We start from the raw sequence: 17,440 nt of genomic DNA, 5'->3' as shown, positions 1-17,440 counted from the left end.
AGTTTCTACACGATATGACAAATATACCAATAATTTGTTAAGGAAATATTAATCAAATGTAAAAGTTATTATTAAAAAATATTAATTCTGTCTATGAGTTGAATATATGATATTGAAAAGCGAACTGGAGTAAGCTAATGGGTCAACAATAAATTAGAAGCAACAGAAAAAGCCTATGACGAATAGGCTTTTCTCCATTAGCGGCGAATTTAAAAACTTTTTAAGGGATATTCATTATCATGATAAGTACATGGATGATTAAGGGATCTTGCGCTTTTCTTTATGTAAGGTAAATTTTGATGGAGCATCATATATCCAACGCCTCTAACTGTTTTTATATACGAGGGTTTACTACGACATGGCTCAATTTTTTCCCTAATTCTGCTTATAAAAACATCAATAACACGTACATCTGCTAAAAATTCTTCCTCGTTTAGTACCGATAGAAGTTGTTCTCGTGATATAGCTGTTCCTTTGTTTTGAGATAAATATAAAATGATTTCGAACTCTTTTCTTGTAAAATCAATGATCTTATCATTTATCCTAATGGTATAATTTGAGGGACAAATTGTAAGTTTTCCAATTATAATTATGTCATGGTTATTAGTACCATTAGAAAATTTCTCCTTGTTTTTTGGCCATGAAATGCTTTGACGTCTCAAAATTGATTTAACTCGCGCCACCAATTCCTTAGATCTAACTGGTTTTCGAATATAATCATCTGCTCCTAGTTCTAATCCAAGTACTAAATCAAATTCTTCGTCTTTCTCCGACATTAGAATCAAGGGTGTCCAATTATCTTTTTGCAGCCGTAACGTCCTACAAAAGTCAAATGCTTGGAATCTGATAAAGTCTAAATCAAGAAGGATTATAGTAGGTTCAAATCTATCTACTATTTCTAGAGCTTCTTCTATATCATTTGTATGAATTAGTCCAAAGCCTGCAGCGTTAAAATCCTCTCTGATTTTTGTTGTGATAATCGGGTCTGGATTTATCTTGAGTATTAGTTGGCTCATCCTTACCTCCAGAAACTAACTTTAACAAAAAGAGTAGGTATAATCCCACTCTCTTTGTCAGCTTATCATTAGTTTAAGTCAAAATATTGACCATTTACTTCGTAAATAATTAACTCAGCAATATTTGTCGCATAATCAGCAATTCTTTCAATATAGCGTGAAATAAAAGCTAACTGAGTTACTTGTTCAATTTCTAATTGATCTGAGATAACAATATTAAAAAGTTGCTTTACAAATCGTGCATACATATCATCAACCTGATCATCAAGGTGGGCAATTTGCTGAGCTTCTAAAACATTTCCTGATTCATAGGCTCTTAATGCATTTGTAACCATTCCACTAGCAATGATAGCCATTTCTACTAATATTGTTGTATCAATTTCCATTTCTGTTTTAGGAATTCTTTCTGCGGCTTTACAAATATCAACCGCTAAATCACCTACACGCTCTAGGTCACTAGAGATCTTAAAGGCAACGATAATTTTTCTGAGGTCTGAGGCAACAGGTTGTTGTCTTGCTATTAGTAACGTTGCTTTTTCATTAACAACTAATTCTTGCTGGTTGATTTTCAGATCGTTTTCTTTAATATTCTGAATTTTTTCAAAATCATTATTAACAAAGGCGTCCATTGCATGATGAAAAGCTTGATCAACCTGTTCACCCAATTTGACAATACTTTCTTTTAAACCACTTAACCCTGAATGAAACGTTTCTCTAGTGTGCATGAACTTTTCTCGCCCCTTAACCGAATCTGCCGGTAATATAGTCTTCTGTTCGTTTGTCTTGCGGATTGGAGAAAATGACATTTGTATCATCGTACTCTACTACTTCGCCATTTAAGAAAAATGCTGTTTTATCTGAAATTCGAGCTGCTTGCTGCATATTGTGAGTAACAATCACGATACTATACTCTTTCTTAAGTTCTTGTACGAGTTCTTCAACTTTTAAAGTCGAGATCGGATCTAGTGCCGATGTTGGTTCATCCATAAGAATCACATCTGGTTCAATGGCTAAGCAACGAGCGATACATAAACGTTGTTGTTGTCCACCCGATAATCCATATGCATTCTCATGAAGTCTGTCTTTCACTTCATCCCAAATTGCTGCTCCTCGTAAACTTTTTTCAACTATTTCTTTTAATAATTTTTTATCTCTAATACCATGAATTTTAGGTCCATACGCTACATTTTCAAAAATTGATTTTGGAAATGGATTTGGTTTTTGAAACACCATTCCAACGCGAGTACGAAGCTCTTCTACTTTGTATGACTTTTCAAATATATTTCGCTCTCGGTATAAAATTTCACCTGTAATGCGAACAATCGGAACTAGCTCTACCATTCTATTTAATGTCTTAATATATGTTGATTTTCCACAACCAGAAGGTCCTATAATAGCTGTAACTTCATTTTCATAAATTGGAAGATCAATATTTTTCAAGGCATGATCTTTTCCATACCAAAGGTTTAGACTTTTCGTGTTATAGACAATTTTTTTCTTATCTGCGAGAACTGCATTTGATGCTATATTACGATGTGCTTCATTTACTTCCTTAACCATATCCTTTACAGTTAAAGTTGCCATCTAACATTCCCCCATATATTAAATTTAAAATCTGTTTTGAAATTTGTTTCTAATGACAATGGCAATTGAATTCATAACAAACAACACAATTAGTAAAACAAGAATAGTTGCAGCAGCGAGATTTGCATATTCATCAACTAACACAGAATCTATAGTCCAATAGTAAATTTGCATTGGCATTACTGTAAATCGATCAAATATTCCACTTGGAATAGGAATTAACAATGCAGGTATCCCAATAACAACTAGTGGTGCCGTTTCTCCTATTGCTCTCGATAATGCCAAAATAACACCTGTTAAAATTCCTGGTATAGCTGCTGGAAGTATGACATTTTTAATAGTTTGCCATTTTGTTGCCCCCATTCCGTAAGAAGCTTCTCTCAAAAATTGTGGGACAGAGCGTATGGCTTCTTGACTAGCAACCACTACAATTGGTAAAACGAGAAGAGACATCGTTAGCCCACCTGCTAAAACAATTGAACCTAGGCCAAATAGACGTACGAAAACTGTTAATCCTAATAAACCAAAAACAATAGATGGAACTCCAGCCAAATTCGTTATATTTGTTTGAATAAACGAATGTAACTTCCCTTTCTTCGCATATTCTTCTAAATAAATGGCTGTTCCTACCCCTAGAAACATTGTTACCGGTCCAACAATAACCATTAGCCATAATGTCCCAACAATAGCACCCTGAATTCCTGCCCGTTCAGGTCTTGTCGATAATTTATTCATTAAAAACTCGAAATTAAGCCAACCGATACTATCTACATAAACTCGAGAAAGTAAGATGACAAGAATAACTAAACCAAATAATGTAGATAGTAAAAATAGATTTTTTACAAGCTGATTTATAAAAAGTCTCGTATTCATCCTCTTTTGAACGACATTGAGATCAATATATTTCATTTTTAGTAAACCTCCCTATATTTTCGGGAAATATATCTTGCTAGTAAATTCATTAATAATGTAAATACAAATAATGTCATCGCAACAGCGTATAAACTATAATAAGCAGTTGTCCCGGCTGCAGCATCTCCACTTGTTACTTCAACAATATAAGCTGTCATTGTTTGCATTGATTGAGTAATATCAAATGTAAAGTTTTTTGAGCTACCACTTGCAATTGTTACAATCATTGTTTCTCCTATCGCTCTTGAAATACCTAATACAAAGGAAGCGATAATTCCTGAAATTGCAGCAGGGATAACAACACGTATCGTCACTTCAAATTTCGTTGCACCTAAAGCCATAGCACCTTCTCTCATCGAATTAGGAACTGAATTCATGGCATCTTCAGAAAGTGATGCTACTAATGGAATAATCATAATTCCCATAACAATACCTGGACTCAATGCATTTGTGGCTTGTAAGGCTGGGATAAATTCTCTTAATATTGGTGTTACGAATGTAAAAGCAAAGAATCCATAAACTATTGTTGGTATTCCAGCTAGAACTTCAATGATTGGTTTTAATATTTTTCTTGTATTTTCTGTTGCGTACTCACTTAAAAAAACGGCTGTTGTTAAACCTATTGGAATAGCAACAAACATGGCAATAACAGATGTCAGTAACGTCCCCATCACTAATGGTAAGATACTGAATTTAGGCTCAACAGGACTTAATGGTCTTAATTCTGTACTGGTGAAAAATTGTATAAAAGATACTTCTTTAAAAAATAATACTGTTTCAAAAACTAATGTCATTACAATTCCTACAGTAGTCAAGATAGAAATAAGTGCTGTAAGAAAAAGAACAACAGGAACAATTTTTTCTATGATAGTTGTAGCACTAGTTAACTGTTTCTTTTTATAAATTAAATCTTTGACGCTCTCTATCTTCGCCATGATGAACTGCCCCTTCCCTTACTCATTCTCTTTAAGTTAAAAACTATAAAACATGAAAATAGTATGAAGACGAGGTGTACTTGCGTACAGCCCATCTTCAAACTATGATCTATCATTTAATTGATTGATTTTACAAACTCTAAACTTTCTTTTAATTCCTCTTCAGGAAGAGGAGCAAATCCAGTCTCCCCTGCAAATTTACCAGCACCTTCTCCAAATACGTACTCAGCGAATGCTTTAACTTGTGCCTTTTCCTTAGCTGAGTCAATACTTAAGTTTGTAAATACTGGACGAGTAAATGGACCATACTCACCGTCTTCTGCTATTGTGTCTAATGAAGGACCTACAGGACCATTTCCAAAATCTACTTTAACAGCAGTAATTTTATCTGAGTTATTTGCATAGTAACCATATCCAAAAAATGCAATTCCATTTTTGTCTTCAGAAACTAAATTTACTAATGTAGAATATTCTTGTTGTAAGTTAATTCCATTTACTAAATCTTGCTTTTGAAGTAGTACTTCAACGAAAAATTCATACGTTCCATGGTTCTCGTTTGGACCATAAAAGTTAATTTTTTCAGCTGGCCATTCCGGTCGAATATCTGACCATAAAACTTCATCATTATCTTTAATCGCTCCAGTTACGAACATTGTTGTAATTTCTTCTTCAGTCATCTCAGTTGCCCAATCGTTTTCAGGGTTAATAACTAATGTCATACCATCAAGAGCAATTTTAAATTCTTTTGAATCAATATTATTTGCTGATAATTCAGCAATTTCTTCTTCTTTAATTTCTCGTGAAGCATTCGAAAAGTCTGTTTCACCAACTACATATTTTTTCATTCCTGCACTTGTACCAGCTCGGCTAACTTCAACACTAATATTTGGTTGTACTTCTATCATAAACTCTTCAGCAATACGAGCCATTAATGGATATACAGTACCTGATCCATCGATAACTACTGAGCCTGAAAGCTCTTCTTCTTTTTGTTCTTCTTTATTTTCATCTTGATTTACTTCTGTTTGATTAGTAGACTCCTCATTTTTCTCACTTGCTGTGTCGTTGTTGCCACATGCTGCAACCATTACCATGAATGTTACTAAAGCTAATAATAAAAAAATCTTTTTGAAATTCACTACTAATTTCCTCCCTATGTTTAGCTTCATAATTTGATAGAGTTTGTTTTTTCTCTATCACAATTGCTAGTATAGTAGCGGAATGTTAAGAGGGGATAAATTAGATGTAAATGATTTGTAATGGAATGTAAATGATTTGTAAATTTGCTTTTCCTTTTGTATTTCATGAGGAAAATAAGCAGAAGAAAAGCGCAAGCGCCTTGGTCACGAGCAGCTGCTCCTGTGCCACTCCGTTTGCTCAAGAGCAAAGCTGCATGAAGCTAATCAACGAAGAATTTCAAGAGGTAATTGAAGTTAGTTGCTTGACTGATGTGACCGAGCTCGTAGGCTGCTTGCGCTAGACAGTTTCCAAGTTAGAAATTTATAAATTCTGATTATGTGAAAAAAACCTCGTAAAACGAGGTTTTTCGTTAAAGTTGTATGGTTAAACCCTTCTTTGCTAAAAAAACTTCTCCTTTAAAAATTGACTGCGCTTCTACTAATAGTTGCTGATGCTCACCAAAGTGAGGTAGATGAGTGAGAATAAGTTTTTTTGCCATTGCCTCCTTAGCAATTGACGCAGCATCAATACTATTCATATGACCGTATGGTTCTCCATTTTGATCGGCATAGAAGCTTGTTTCACAAATAAATATATGAGCATCTTTTGTAAAGGAAATGAATTCTTCCTTGTAACTGCTATCAGCCGAATATACGATTGATTTTCCTCCAACTTCAAAACGCATCGCAAAACATTTTGCTTTATGATTAGTCTCTAAATATGAAACTCGAAAAGGACCAATCTTAGATTCTGCTTTTTCATTATAAATAAATGATAGTACATGGGGTGGCTTTGCTAACTTTTGAAACTCTTTTTGATCATAAGGATGTCCATAAATTGAAAGTGGTTGATTTGTCCTATTTAACTGCTGATCAACTAGACGACTATACTGAAGCGGGCCAATATCGGCTATATGATCATGGTGATAATGAGAAAGGATGACTGCATCTAGATCAGCTAATGAACAGTAGTGTTGTAGTTGAGATAGGGCTCCACTACCACAATCGACAAGTAATTTAAACCCATCCTGCTCTAATAAATAACAAGAAGTAGCCTCTCCTACTTCTGGAAATGCCCCCCAGTGTCCTACAATGGTTAATTTCATTTTATCCCCCTTTGTTATACATAACGTAAACACTATGTAGCATACCTTTTTTAGATTCATTTAACATTTTAACAAATGGACAATAAAAGCCCTAGCTAATTTAACTAGGACTTTCATTGCAATCATACTGTATAACATCTTTAAACTATTCAATATCATTCCATGTTTTGCCATCAGTACTATTTCTAGTAACATTGTTATCTTTATTTCTTTGACGAAAAACCTGTTTTTCAAAATCTCCCGGAATTACCCCGAACTCAGTATCTGTAACATCTTGAATGATCGCTGGGTTGTCTGTTTCCTTCATAATCGATCTTAACTGTTTTTTAAGTAGGTTTTTATAATTCTTCTTCATAAACAGATTCCCTCCTCAATTCCTTTTTTATATAGTCACTTTTTTTTATTATTCTTATACACTTTTGCAAAAAAAGAATATTAGTGGAGAAGTAGCAAACGATAATCAATAGACAGCTAGCTCAAAGGAGAAATTGATTATGCATAAAATCGAGGTCAATAATTTAACAAAAATCTTCGGTCATAATCCTAAAGAAGGAATAAAACGTTTAAAGGAAGGCCAAAGTAAGGAAAAAATTTTAAATGAAACTGGACTTACAGTCGGTGTTAACCAAGCAAGTTTTAAAATTAACGAAGGGGAGTTCTTCGTTATTATGGGATTATCAGGGAGTGGAAAATCAACATTAATTCGCCTAATAAACCGCTTAATTGAACCTACTTCAGGAGAAATTCTAATAGATGGTGAAAACATTACCACTATGAATAAACAAGACTTAATGAATACAAGAAGAAAAAAACTTGGAATGGTTTTTCAAAAATTTGCACTTTTTCCGCATAGAACTGTAGCTACAAATGTTGAATACGGGTTAGAAATACAGGATGTTCCTAAAAGTGAACGAGTTAATAAAGCCTTAAAATCAATAGAAGATGTTGGACTTAAAGGATACGAAAACAGTTACCCTGATGAACTAAGTGGTGGTATGCAACAGCGGGTTGGACTAGCTAGAGCATTAGCAAATGATACGGACATTTTACTAATGGATGAAGCCTTTAGCGCTCTAGACCCTCTGATTAGAAAAGAAATGCAAGACGAATTATTAATGTTACAAAGTAAATTAGGAAAAACTATATTATTTATTACCCATGATTTAGATGAAGCACTTAAATTAGGCGATCGTATCGCCATTATGAAAAATGGTATTATCGTTCAAATTGGAACACCAGAAGAAATATTAGAAAATCCTGCTAATGAATACGTTTCAAATTTTGTAGAAGATGTTGACCGTACAAAAGTACTTGTTGCCTCCAATATAATGAAAAAGCCTGATGTGATTACCACATGGAAAGAAGGAGCAAGAGCTGCCATTAGGAAAATGGAAGAGGCCGGTTTATCAAGCATTTTCGTTGTTGATAAAGAGAAAAATTTAAAAGGGCTTTTAACAATTGACGAAGCCATTAAAGCTTATAAAAGTAATAAATGGGTTGAAGATGTACTCATTCAAGATTTCCATACCACAAAACCAGATACACCTTTAAGTGATTTAATTCAAATTGCAACTGAAACAAAATATCCAATCGCAGTTGTTGAAAATAAAAAATTAATGGGGATAATTGTAAGGGTTTCAATCCTTTCAGGACTTACTCTCGGAAAACAACGAGAGGAGGTGAGTGAATAATGAATTACTTCCATCTACCTTTAGAGGAATGGACAAATCGCTTTGTTAATAATTGGTTAATACCAGTATTAGGTGGCTTCTTTGACTCAATCAGTTCAATCGTTGCTACTTTTATTTCATTAGTTACTGATTTATTGAATTTTTTACCAGCTGAATTAATGGCGCTACTATTAATTATCTTAGCTTGGCGTTTTGCTGGGGTTGGGGTAGCTATTTTCACATTAATAGGTTCCCTTTACTTAGGGTCAGTAGATTTATGGTATGCTGCAATGCAAACGTTAGCGATTGTCATTGTTGCGACAATTTTTTCTATAGTAATTGGTATACCGATTGGTATTTGGAGCGCAAAATCTCCAGTTGTTAATAGGATAGTTAGACCCATTTTAGACTTTATGCAAACTTTACCAAGTTTCGTTTATTTAATTCCTGCCATTCTCTTATTTGGCTTAGGGGGAGTACCAGCAGTTATCTCAACTTTTGTCTTTGCTACTCCACCTGCGGTAAGAATGACTACCTTAGGGATAAAACAAGTACCTACTGATGTTGTTGAAGCTGCCAGGGCATTTGGTTCAACCTATTGGCAAATGCTAACAAAGGTGCAATTACCAATGGCAATACCGACGATCATGGCGGGGATCAACCAAACTATTATGTTAGCTTTATCTATGGCTGTTATCGCCTCAATGATTGGTGCTCCAGGACTAGGTTCAGTCGTCTTAGCAGGTATATCAAGGGTTAATGTTGGTTTAGGGTTAACTGGTGGACTAGGAATTGTTGTTCTTGCCATCATTTTAGATAGGATTACTCAAGGTATTGGTGAAAAAACTAAGTAATAAAAACTAGGAGGTACAAATAGTGAAACATTTTAAATTACTTGTATTTACGTTTACGATTTTTGCATTAATTATAGGGTGCGGTCCTGCAGATACAGCAGAAGACCCACAAGCAGGTGATCAACCTGCTCAAGACCAATCAATTACATTTGGAATGACTCCTTGGACGAGTACCATTCCACCAACTACGATTGCAATGTTACTTTTAGAGGATATGGGTTATGAAGTAAACCAGATTGAAGCTGATGCTGGTGGTGTCTATACAGGCCTATCACGAGGTGACATTGATGTTTTCATGGATGCTTGGTTACCTGATATGCACGCAAGCTATATGGAGCAATTTGGAGATAACATAGATAGCACTGCTATAAGCTATCCAGACGGTGAGTTAGGGTGGGTTACCCCAACATACGTAGAGGAAATTAACTCAATTGAAGACATTAAAGGAAATGAAGATATTTTTGATGGAGAAATCTATGGTATTGAAGAAGGCGCTGGAATGACTATTACTTCAAGAGAGATGATTGAAGAGTTTGACTTAGATTTACAATATGTTGCATCTAGTGAAGGTGGCATGCTCGCCCAAGTTGCAAGACAAATTGGTGCAGAAAGACCGGTAGTATTCCTTGGATGGAGACCGCATCCAATGTTTGTCGACTATGATTTAAAAGTACTAGAAGGACAAGATGAATTTTTTGCTACATCAGAGGTTCATGTTTTAACGAATAATGATTTCAAAGATCGTATTCCTGAAGCATACGAATTTTTAAGCAACTGGAGTATTGATGTTGGTGATATTGAACAAATGATTGTAGAAATTGATAATGGGCGCTCTGCCGAAGACGTAGCTCGTGAATGGATTGATAATAATCAAGAAAAAGTAGCAGAAATGAAAGGTGAAAGCAAATAAAATCAAAAATAGGGTGTTCAAAAGCATAGCTTTTGAACACCCTATTTTTTTCTAACTAAAATGTATAATATAGCTGAACTTCAATCAGTGGGAGTTTTCCTTCATCTCCCACCTAAAATTCTCGATTTTCTTACGTTTTGAGGTGGGGGCCTTAATGCCCCTTAAGAGTGGGATAAAATTCATCCATACAAAACATATAAACACACTACTTTACATTTTAGATGATTAGAAAAAGCCCTAACCAAATGGCTAGGACTTATCGTTTTAGAGTTCTTAAGCTTCTTGAGCTACTGGGTATACACTTACTTGCTTTCTGTCACGTCCTACGCGTTCAAACTTAACTACGCCGTCAACTTTAGCGAATAAAGTGTCATCTCCACCTCTACCTACGTTTACACCAGGGTAAATACGTGTTCCACGTTGACGAACTAAAATAGATCCGCCAGTTACTGTTTGACCGTCAGCACGCTTTGTACCAAGACGCTTCGAGATTGAGTCACGACCGTTCTTTGTACTACCTACCCCTTTTTTCGATGCGAAAAATTGAAGGTTCATTTTTAACATATGAGTTCACCTCCTAGGTTTCACTAATTTTGATATGTTTACCGTACTGTTCACTAATTGAAGTGAGTGAAACAACCATTGCTTCCAAAAGAAGCTGAACTTTCTCATAAGTTGACACGTCCAAACCTTTTGGGACAGTGCAGCGGAGAAAGCCACCATCATCATCCATTTCCACTTCTAATTGAACATCACATAATTTATCGATAGCATTTACAGTTCCAAATGAAACGGCTGAAGCCCCAGCACAAACAATATCTTGTCCATATGGCCCGCTATCTGCATGACCACTCATTTCAAAGGAAACAATGTTGTTATCAGTATGTCGAACAACTGTAACAGTAATCATGTCATTTCCTTACGCGTTGATCTTTTCGATAACAACTTTAGTGTAAGGTTGACGATGACCTTGCTTACGACGATAGTTTTTCTTAGCTTTGTATTTATAAACTAAGATTTTCTTAGCGCGACCTACTTTTTCAACTTTAGCAGTAACAGTTGCTCCTTCTACGAATGGAGCTCCTACTTTCACAGAGTCACCACCAACCATTAATACGTTGTCAAAGCTTACTGTTGCACCAACTTCAGCATCTAACTTCTCAATGTAGATCTCTTGACCTTCTTGAACTTTAATTTGCTTACCACCAGTTTCAATAATTGCGTACATTAACGTGCACCTCCTTATTATACTCAGACTCGCCATCGAGGGTGATTTACACGAGTAAATTCTTTAAAACCCTTTTATGAGCGGTTATAGCTCTTTGGAGGTTATCCAAATAACTAACAAAAAATATAATACCATTTTTAGTAGTTAGAGTCAACGATGTTTCCAATCGAGATTTTAATAACAGCTTGTGAAGAAAAACAAAAGACACTTCTACAACCTTTGTTCGACTTCCTCGATACTACCTATGAATCGGATCTCAAAGTCGTTTGGAGCGAGCTTTTCGTTTTCTTTAATAAATAGTTGATAATGAAGAACGGTTTGTAGTCGGATTAGATTTTTGTCTTTAGGACCTTTAAGAATCGGAACAACATTCGCTGGGACTTCCACGAGTAACGCTTCATTATCCATACCTTTATATTCCCATAATGCTCTCTCTACTTTATGTGCAACAGCTTCGTCCGAAAATACTTTCCCTTTACCAAAACAAGCCGGGCAAATAGTCGAAACACTATCCTGTAGATTTTGACGGGCTTTCTTACGGGTCATTTCTAATAATCCTAGTCCAGTAAATCCTACTACATTTGTTTTGGTACGATCATTTTTTAAAGTTTGATTAAACGCATTTAAAACAGTTTGTTTATCTTTATCGCTTTTCATATCAATGAAGTCTATAATAATAATACCGCCAATATCTCGAAGTCGTAACTGTCTTGCAATTTCTTTAGCAGCATCAATGTTTGTTTTTACGATCGTTTCTTGTAAATCTAACTTTCCAGTATATTTACCGGTATTTACATCAAAAACAGTTAGAGCTTCGGTTTGATCAATGACTAAATACGCACCACTTTTCAACCAAACTTGTCTTCGCAAAGCTTTTTCAAGCTCTGATTCAATATGATAAAATGAAAATATGTTTTCCCTTTGTTGATAGAAGCGAAGTTTTTCTAAAAGGTTTGGATAAGGCTGAAACATATTTTTAATTAGTAGATATTCGTCCATTGAATCGATAACTATTTCGTCTAGATCATCAAAGTCAAAGTCCCTCATCACTTTTTCTAAAATTGATTTATCTTCGTAAATTAAACTAGGTGGTTTTAAGTTTTTTCCGTCTTTCCATACGTCTTCCCAAAGCTTCCGTAGAAAAAATAAATCTTGAGCAACATTCTCTTCTGTTAAATTTTCAGAAGCTGTACGTATAATCATACCTTCTTTGCCAACACAAAGTTCTTCCCCAATTTTACGCCATTTCTCACGTACATCTTCAGTTTGCATCCGTTTCGATACACCAACATAACCTCCATTTGGCATATACACAATGTATTTACCAGGAAAAGAAACAACTTCAGTCAGTCTTGGTCCTTTTTTACCGAATCCCTCTTTTGTCACTTGTACTAATAGCTCTTGCCCCACTGTTACAAATTGTGAGATTGATTTTTCTTTTTTCACTTCATCTTTTTCTTCTAGTTGTTGAAAACTCAAAAGCTCGTCTCTATATAAAAAGCCATTCTTGTCTAATCCAATATCCACAAATGCTGCTTGCATTCCTGGAAGTACATTTACTACTTTACCTTTGTACACATTACCTACAATTTTATTAATTTGAGGACGCTCGATTAAGATTTCTACTACTTTTTTATTTTCGAGAATCGCTAGTCTTCTTTCATTTGTTAACATATTAAAAATAAATGATTTCAATGGTATCCCTCTTTAACGTCTAGTAAGGTGAAAAAACCAGCCTTTATACGGCTGGTTACTACTTAAGTATAGCATCTTTTAATTACAAACACCAAAAATTATGGTGGTAAAATTCGACCAATAGGTACTGATGCCTTATTTTGTTCAAAGAAAGCTTGTAAAATTATTTTTTCTGAAATAACTCTCATTGGTTCATAAGATTGGTTTTTGACGATAACTTTGTGCTTAACACCACGTTGAAACCTTTTTATGACATCTTGTACAGTTGATTTATCAGGAACTACAATCGGTATCGTTTGAATAAAAGGGTTTTGTTTCTGATTATGTCTTTCCATTAAAAAGCGCATATAAGCATAACTTCTTTGTTTCCATTCAGAATAGTGACTAAACAAAAGAAATAGTAAAACTACCCACAGATTTAAATGAAACGGAAAAAAATAAAGACTAATGACTGTAAACAAAAATAATAAAAACAACGAGATTTTCAAAGTTGTAGTAATGCTTTGAAGAAATGGAAGTCTTTTGGAAAAGAGTAAATACATTAATTTACCACCATCAAGTGGCCAAATAGGTAGTAAGTTGAATAATAATATCATTAAGTTGTGAGTTAAAAACAACTTGTGGTCGGTACTAGTCCAAAAATCAAACGGAAGGAGAAAAAAAGATATGGAAATTAACCATATGTGTTGTAATGGACCAGCTATAATTACAATAAATTCTTCTTTTAAAGGACGATTACCATATTCTTCAACCTCAGCTACTCCACCAAAAGGCAGAAGTTCAATTTTTCGAATTCTCCACTTAAAGTAATGAGCCGCCACACTATGACCCATTTCATGAATAAAAACAATGCTAAAAACCATGATAACTTCTCTAAAATAACCTGTAATAATACCAATACCGATTACGAACCAAAAAAGTGGATTAATTTTAATTTTTTTAACTAAGGAACCCATATTAGTCAAATGAAATCACATCAATTGGATCAATGAAGGTTTCTCCTTCTTTTAACGCAAAGTAGTAAAAACCATTATTGTCTTTTAGAGATACTGTTCCAATCTTACTACCTGGCTCTACATGATCGTATAAGTTTACCTCTACATGATCAAGCATTCCATACCATGATTCACCTCCATCATAGTGAGCTATAATAATCGTTTTACCCAATGTTTCTTCTTCTGCTACAAACCTTACCATACCACTTTTAACAGCTTCAACATTAGAATTCGAGGTCGTCTCAACTATGACCCCTTTCCCATCTTGCTCAAACCCTTGTGCCACTCTCCCAACAGCTGGCACAGCATATGCAACTTGTAATTCGTCACTCTCGAAATCATTTAATGCCACATTCGTTGTTGTTGGAAGTAGAGCTAAAGGTTTACCAAATTGATTTTCATACCAATCAGCCACAACAGTAAATTGAAATTCTTCTTCAAAAGAGGTTTTTACAAATTGTCTAGCTCCTTCGAATTGAGGAGATTGAGTTTTAAATAATATTCCGACAACTAAAAATAAACAAATAGCAACAAGCACTTGTAAGACAAAAATCTCTTTTCGAAAAAACTTCTCTTCTGGTTGTCCCTTCTCATCGGAATCACCAGCAAAGTAGAATTCAGAATCATCTCTTGACTCACTATGACTAGGATAATACTGAGGTTGTGAGCGTTCTTTCCTACCAATCGAACTATTAATCTTTTTCCTTCTAGCTTCAATTTCTCGACGAAGTTTGTCTACCCTATTCGCCATCTACCCTCATCCCCTTTTATATATAAAATGTAGAATGTAAAATGGATGTGTGGTAGATCTTTATTTAAAAGATCATTCATTTTACATTTTACATTCTACGATTATTACTTATAGATATGACTTGTCCCGAGAGGTTATGCTATATTCTTTTATGGAAGAACTCACTTTATATAACAAAAAAGCTAGCAAGTATTTCCCTGCTAACTTTCACGTGTTTACTATTAGATATTTATAATTCAACGAGTCTCACTTCCCTAAAAAGAAGCAAATGCCTAATAAAGCTGAACTTCAATCAGTGGGGGTTTTCCTTCATCCCCCACTGATGAAAGTTATTCTATATCGGACCTTTAGGGGCAGTTTATCCCCCACCTAAACTTCTCGATTTTCTTAAGTTTTGAGGTGGGGGTCTTACTTGCCCCTTAAGAGTGGGATAAATTTACGCTCGCATTCCAAAAAACTTTTTCACTTTTGAAAACATACCTTTATTTTCATCTAGAGACAGTAAAGGCACAGATTCGCCTAAGATACGTCTAGCAATATTTCGATAGGCAAGTGAAGCTCGACTGTTTGGTTGAAAAGCAATTGGCTCACCTTTATTTGACGCTTTTATAACATCATCGTCATCAGCAACAATTCCTAAAAGTCCTATAGCTAAAATTGATACAATTTCATCAACATCAAGCATATCTCCATTTTTCATCATATGACTACGAATCCGATTAACAACTAATTTCGGCGGTTCTATGTCAATTTGCTCAAGAAGTCCAATTATCCGATCTGCGTCACGAACAGCAGACGTTTCAGGTGTCGTAACTACTATTGCTTTATCAGCACCTGCAACAGCATTTTTAAAGCCTTGTTCAATTCCTGCTGGACAGTCAATAATTACGTAATCGTAATCTTCTTTTAACTCGTTAATCATCAATTTCATTTGCTCTGGATTTACAGCTGCTTTATCCTTTGTTTGAGCGGCGGGCAAAAGCATTAAACATTCAAATCGCTTGTCTTTTATTAAGGCTTGATGAAGACGACAACGTTCCTCAACAACATCAACGATATCATAGATAATTCGATTTTCTAACCCCATAACAACATCAAGGTTACGAAGACCGATATCTGTATCCACTAAGCAAACTCTTTTACCTGAAAGCGCAAGGGCAGTACCAATATTTGCAGATGTAGTTGTCTTTCCAACTCCACCTTTTCCAGAAGTTATTACAATCGCCTCTCCCATGCGAAATTCCCCTTTCTAATTCGAATGTAACATAAACAATGTAACATGTAGATAGATTTTGATAGTTTTACTACTAAAGCTTTCTATCACAATTTTTTACACACTTTACATCTACCTAAACATTTGTTATTTTAGGACGTATTTTCCCCAAGTGTTGAACGCGCTCAATAGCCATATTGCTATCGTTACCTATGTAGGCGCATTCCATATCATGTGTCTCATTCTCTTCATAATCTGGTGAACGGCTTACAATTTCTGCTATTCTCAATTGTGACGGCTCCATTCTTGAAGCGGAAATAACAGCATCTTTATCCCCTTCACTACCTGCATGAGCAATTCCACGTAATACACCTAAAATATAAATATTACCTGTAGCAACTACAGTTCCACCAGGATTAACATCACCGATGAGAAGTAGATCTCCTTTTACTTCTAAAACTTGACCTGAGCGAACTACTTTTACAATCGTCGTCATTTGTGATTCTTTTATTAGATTTTCTGCCTCGTCCTTCGTCATAACATTCGATTCGATTTCATTAATAATTAACTTTTGCTTATCATTAATAATTTTCTTAAGCTCAATTTTCTGTTCTTCTGTTAAATAACGATTTCCAACAGATACCTTAACTTGCACTGCAGGTCCTTCTGAAGATTGAGGATACTTTGAGGAAAGCTTTTCTTCAAGCTCACTAACTAGATCAAAAAACGAACATTCGTCGTCTAAAAATAAAATTAGGCCTTCTTTGGTCCCTCTTATGGTTATATTATTAGTTTTTTGCATGTTCCAAAGTTCACCTCAACTTTCATTTATTCAACGTTGCCATCTAAAATCCTTTTTTCTTTTGTTTATTTTTTCTTCAATATCATCACTTTTTTGTAAAAAAACTAAAAATTTTCTTAAAGGATATGCAAACAAGATCATGAATACACTATTGATAATGATACTCGGCAAAAGTCTTTCTCGAAAAAAGCGCTCATGGACAAGTTCAGTTATTCCAATCATTGTATGTAAACCGAAAACTAGATAGTCTAATAATACCGTACCAAAAACCGCTGTAATAATTAATAAAAACAGATTTTTTTGAAATATCTTATATGAAAACCCTAAAAAATAAGCGATTAAACCCATACTAAAAATATATATACCTAAAATATGAGTATAAACAACATCTTGGAACAAACCTAAAATCAGACCATAAACAGTACCTAATGCTCTTCCAAAAAAAATACTTAAAACGAGAACAACAAGAAAAGCAAATCGTGGAATGATAAAGTACTCAGATCCGAACCGTTCTGGAGAAAAAGTTTGCATAATCGTTCCCTCAATAATAAAAAGGAGGAAAATAAGAAAAGGAAGGAAAAAGCGAACCAT

General features: G+C 34.7%; 20 protein-coding genes and 1 other annotated feature. Of the genes, 3 read left to right on the top strand and 17 right to left on the bottom strand.

Features of this window, described 5'->3' with window-relative positions; genetic code table 11:
* Positions 1-209 precede the first annotated feature (209 nt).
* From BKP45_RS18255 to BKP45_RS18220, 8 genes are all read right to left on the bottom strand, one after another.
* Entirely contained in the window at positions 210-1,016 is an 807-nt protein-coding gene (locus BKP45_RS18255; protein ID WP_071390004.1) for a response regulator transcription factor, read from the bottom strand.
* 68 nt (positions 1,017-1,084) lie between these two features.
* Positions 1,085-1,741, bottom strand: coding sequence for a phosphate signaling complex protein PhoU (phoU, locus tag BKP45_RS18250; protein WP_071390003.1), 657 nt, complete (start codon positions 1,739-1,741; stop codon positions 1,085-1,087).
* A gap of 16 nt (positions 1,742-1,757) precedes the next feature.
* A complete protein-coding gene (pstB, locus tag BKP45_RS18245) occupies positions 1,758-2,576 on the bottom strand; it encodes a phosphate ABC transporter ATP-binding protein PstB (protein WP_071390162.1) in 819 nt (272 codons plus the stop codon).
* Between the two features lie 48 nt (positions 2,577-2,624).
* Entirely contained in the window at positions 2,625-3,509 is an 885-nt protein-coding gene (pstA, locus tag BKP45_RS18240; protein WP_071390002.1) for a phosphate ABC transporter permease PstA, read from the bottom strand.
* 2 nt (positions 3,510-3,511) lie between these two features.
* Positions 3,512-4,447 (bottom strand): phosphate ABC transporter permease subunit PstC, encoded by a 936-nt coding sequence (gene pstC / locus BKP45_RS18235; protein WP_071390001.1) that lies wholly within the window; start codon positions 4,445-4,447, stop codon positions 3,512-3,514.
* 116 nt (positions 4,448-4,563) lie between these two features.
* Positions 4,564-5,586 (bottom strand): PstS family phosphate ABC transporter substrate-binding protein, encoded by a 1,023-nt coding sequence (locus BKP45_RS18230; protein WP_245747460.1) that lies wholly within the window; start codon positions 5,584-5,586, stop codon positions 4,564-4,566.
* Between the two features lie 410 nt (positions 5,587-5,996).
* On the bottom strand, positions 5,997-6,731 hold the full coding sequence (locus BKP45_RS18225; protein WP_071389999.1) for an MBL fold metallo-hydrolase: 735 nt from the start codon (positions 6,729-6,731) through the stop codon (positions 5,997-5,999).
* Positions 6,732-6,876: 145 nt separating this feature from the next.
* Entirely contained in the window at positions 6,877-7,086 is a 210-nt protein-coding gene (locus tag BKP45_RS18220) for a hypothetical protein (RefSeq protein WP_071389998.1), read from the bottom strand.
* Between the two features lie 139 nt (positions 7,087-7,225).
* On the opposite strand from BKP45_RS18220, the gene BKP45_RS18215 reads away from it, so the two are divergent.
* The 3 genes from BKP45_RS18215 to BKP45_RS18205 are packed head-to-tail and all read left to right on the top strand — an operon-like array spanning position 7,226 to position 10,165.
* Entirely contained in the window at positions 7,226-8,422 is a 1,197-nt protein-coding gene (locus BKP45_RS18215; protein WP_071389997.1) for a quaternary amine ABC transporter ATP-binding protein, read from the top strand.
* Positions 8,422-9,255, top strand: coding sequence for an ABC transporter permease (locus BKP45_RS18210; protein ID WP_071389996.1), 834 nt, complete (start codon positions 8,422-8,424; stop codon positions 9,253-9,255). Before BKP45_RS18215 ends, BKP45_RS18210 begins: the two co-directional genes overlap by 1 nt.
* Before the next feature lie 22 nt (positions 9,256-9,277).
* The gene (locus BKP45_RS18205) at positions 9,278-10,165 is read left to right on the top strand and encodes a glycine betaine ABC transporter substrate-binding protein (RefSeq protein ID WP_071389995.1); all 888 of its coding nucleotides are present in this window, start codon (positions 9,278-9,280) and stop codon (positions 10,163-10,165) included.
* A 273-nt stretch (positions 10,166-10,438) separates the two neighbouring features.
* On the opposite strand, the gene rpmA is transcribed toward BKP45_RS18205, so the two are convergent.
* From rpmA to mreD, 9 genes are all read right to left on the bottom strand, one after another.
* Positions 10,439-10,729 carry a 50S ribosomal protein L27 gene (rpmA, locus tag BKP45_RS18200; RefSeq protein ID WP_071311126.1) on the bottom strand — a complete coding sequence of 97 codons (291 nt, stop codon included), beginning with the start codon at positions 10,727-10,729 and terminating at the stop codon, positions 10,439-10,441.
* A 13-nt stretch (positions 10,730-10,742) separates the two neighbouring features.
* Positions 10,743-11,075 carry a ribosomal-processing cysteine protease Prp gene (locus BKP45_RS18195; protein WP_071311127.1) on the bottom strand — a complete coding sequence of 111 codons (333 nt, stop codon included), beginning with the start codon at positions 11,073-11,075 and terminating at the stop codon, positions 10,743-10,745.
* Positions 11,076-11,084: 9 nt separating this feature from the next.
* A complete protein-coding gene (gene rplU, locus BKP45_RS18190; RefSeq protein ID WP_071311128.1) occupies positions 11,085-11,393 on the bottom strand; it encodes a 50S ribosomal protein L21 in 309 nt (102 codons plus the stop codon).
* 15 nt (positions 11,394-11,408) lie between these two features.
* Positions 11,409-11,489, bottom strand: a sequence feature (ribosomal protein L21 leader region).
* A 114-nt stretch (positions 11,490-11,603) separates the two neighbouring features.
* The gene (locus BKP45_RS18185; RefSeq protein ID WP_071389994.1) at positions 11,604-13,088 is read right to left on the bottom strand and encodes an Rne/Rng family ribonuclease; all 1,485 of its coding nucleotides are present in this window, start codon (positions 13,086-13,088) and stop codon (positions 11,604-11,606) included.
* 98 nt (positions 13,089-13,186) lie between these two features.
* Positions 13,187-14,044, bottom strand: coding sequence for a M50 family metallopeptidase (locus BKP45_RS18180; protein WP_071390161.1), 858 nt, complete (start codon positions 14,042-14,044; stop codon positions 13,187-13,189).
* Position 14,045: 1 nt separating this feature from the next.
* Entirely contained in the window at positions 14,046-14,834 is a 789-nt protein-coding gene (locus tag BKP45_RS18175; RefSeq protein ID WP_071389993.1) for a M23 family metallopeptidase, read from the bottom strand.
* 436 nt (positions 14,835-15,270) lie between these two features.
* Positions 15,271-16,068 carry a septum site-determining protein MinD gene (gene minD, locus BKP45_RS18170; protein WP_071389992.1) on the bottom strand — a complete coding sequence of 266 codons (798 nt, stop codon included), beginning with the start codon at positions 16,066-16,068 and terminating at the stop codon, positions 15,271-15,273.
* A gap of 115 nt (positions 16,069-16,183) precedes the next feature.
* On the bottom strand, positions 16,184-16,849 hold the full coding sequence (gene minC / locus BKP45_RS18165) for a septum site-determining protein MinC (RefSeq protein ID WP_071389991.1): 666 nt from the start codon (positions 16,847-16,849) through the stop codon (positions 16,184-16,186).
* Between the two features lie 30 nt (positions 16,850-16,879).
* A complete protein-coding gene (gene mreD, locus BKP45_RS18160) occupies positions 16,880-17,440 on the bottom strand; it encodes a rod shape-determining protein MreD (protein WP_071389990.1) in 561 nt (186 codons plus the stop codon).

The organism is Anaerobacillus alkalidiazotrophicus (assembly GCF_001866055.1).
This window is presented reverse-complemented; position numbering and strand designations above follow the sequence as displayed.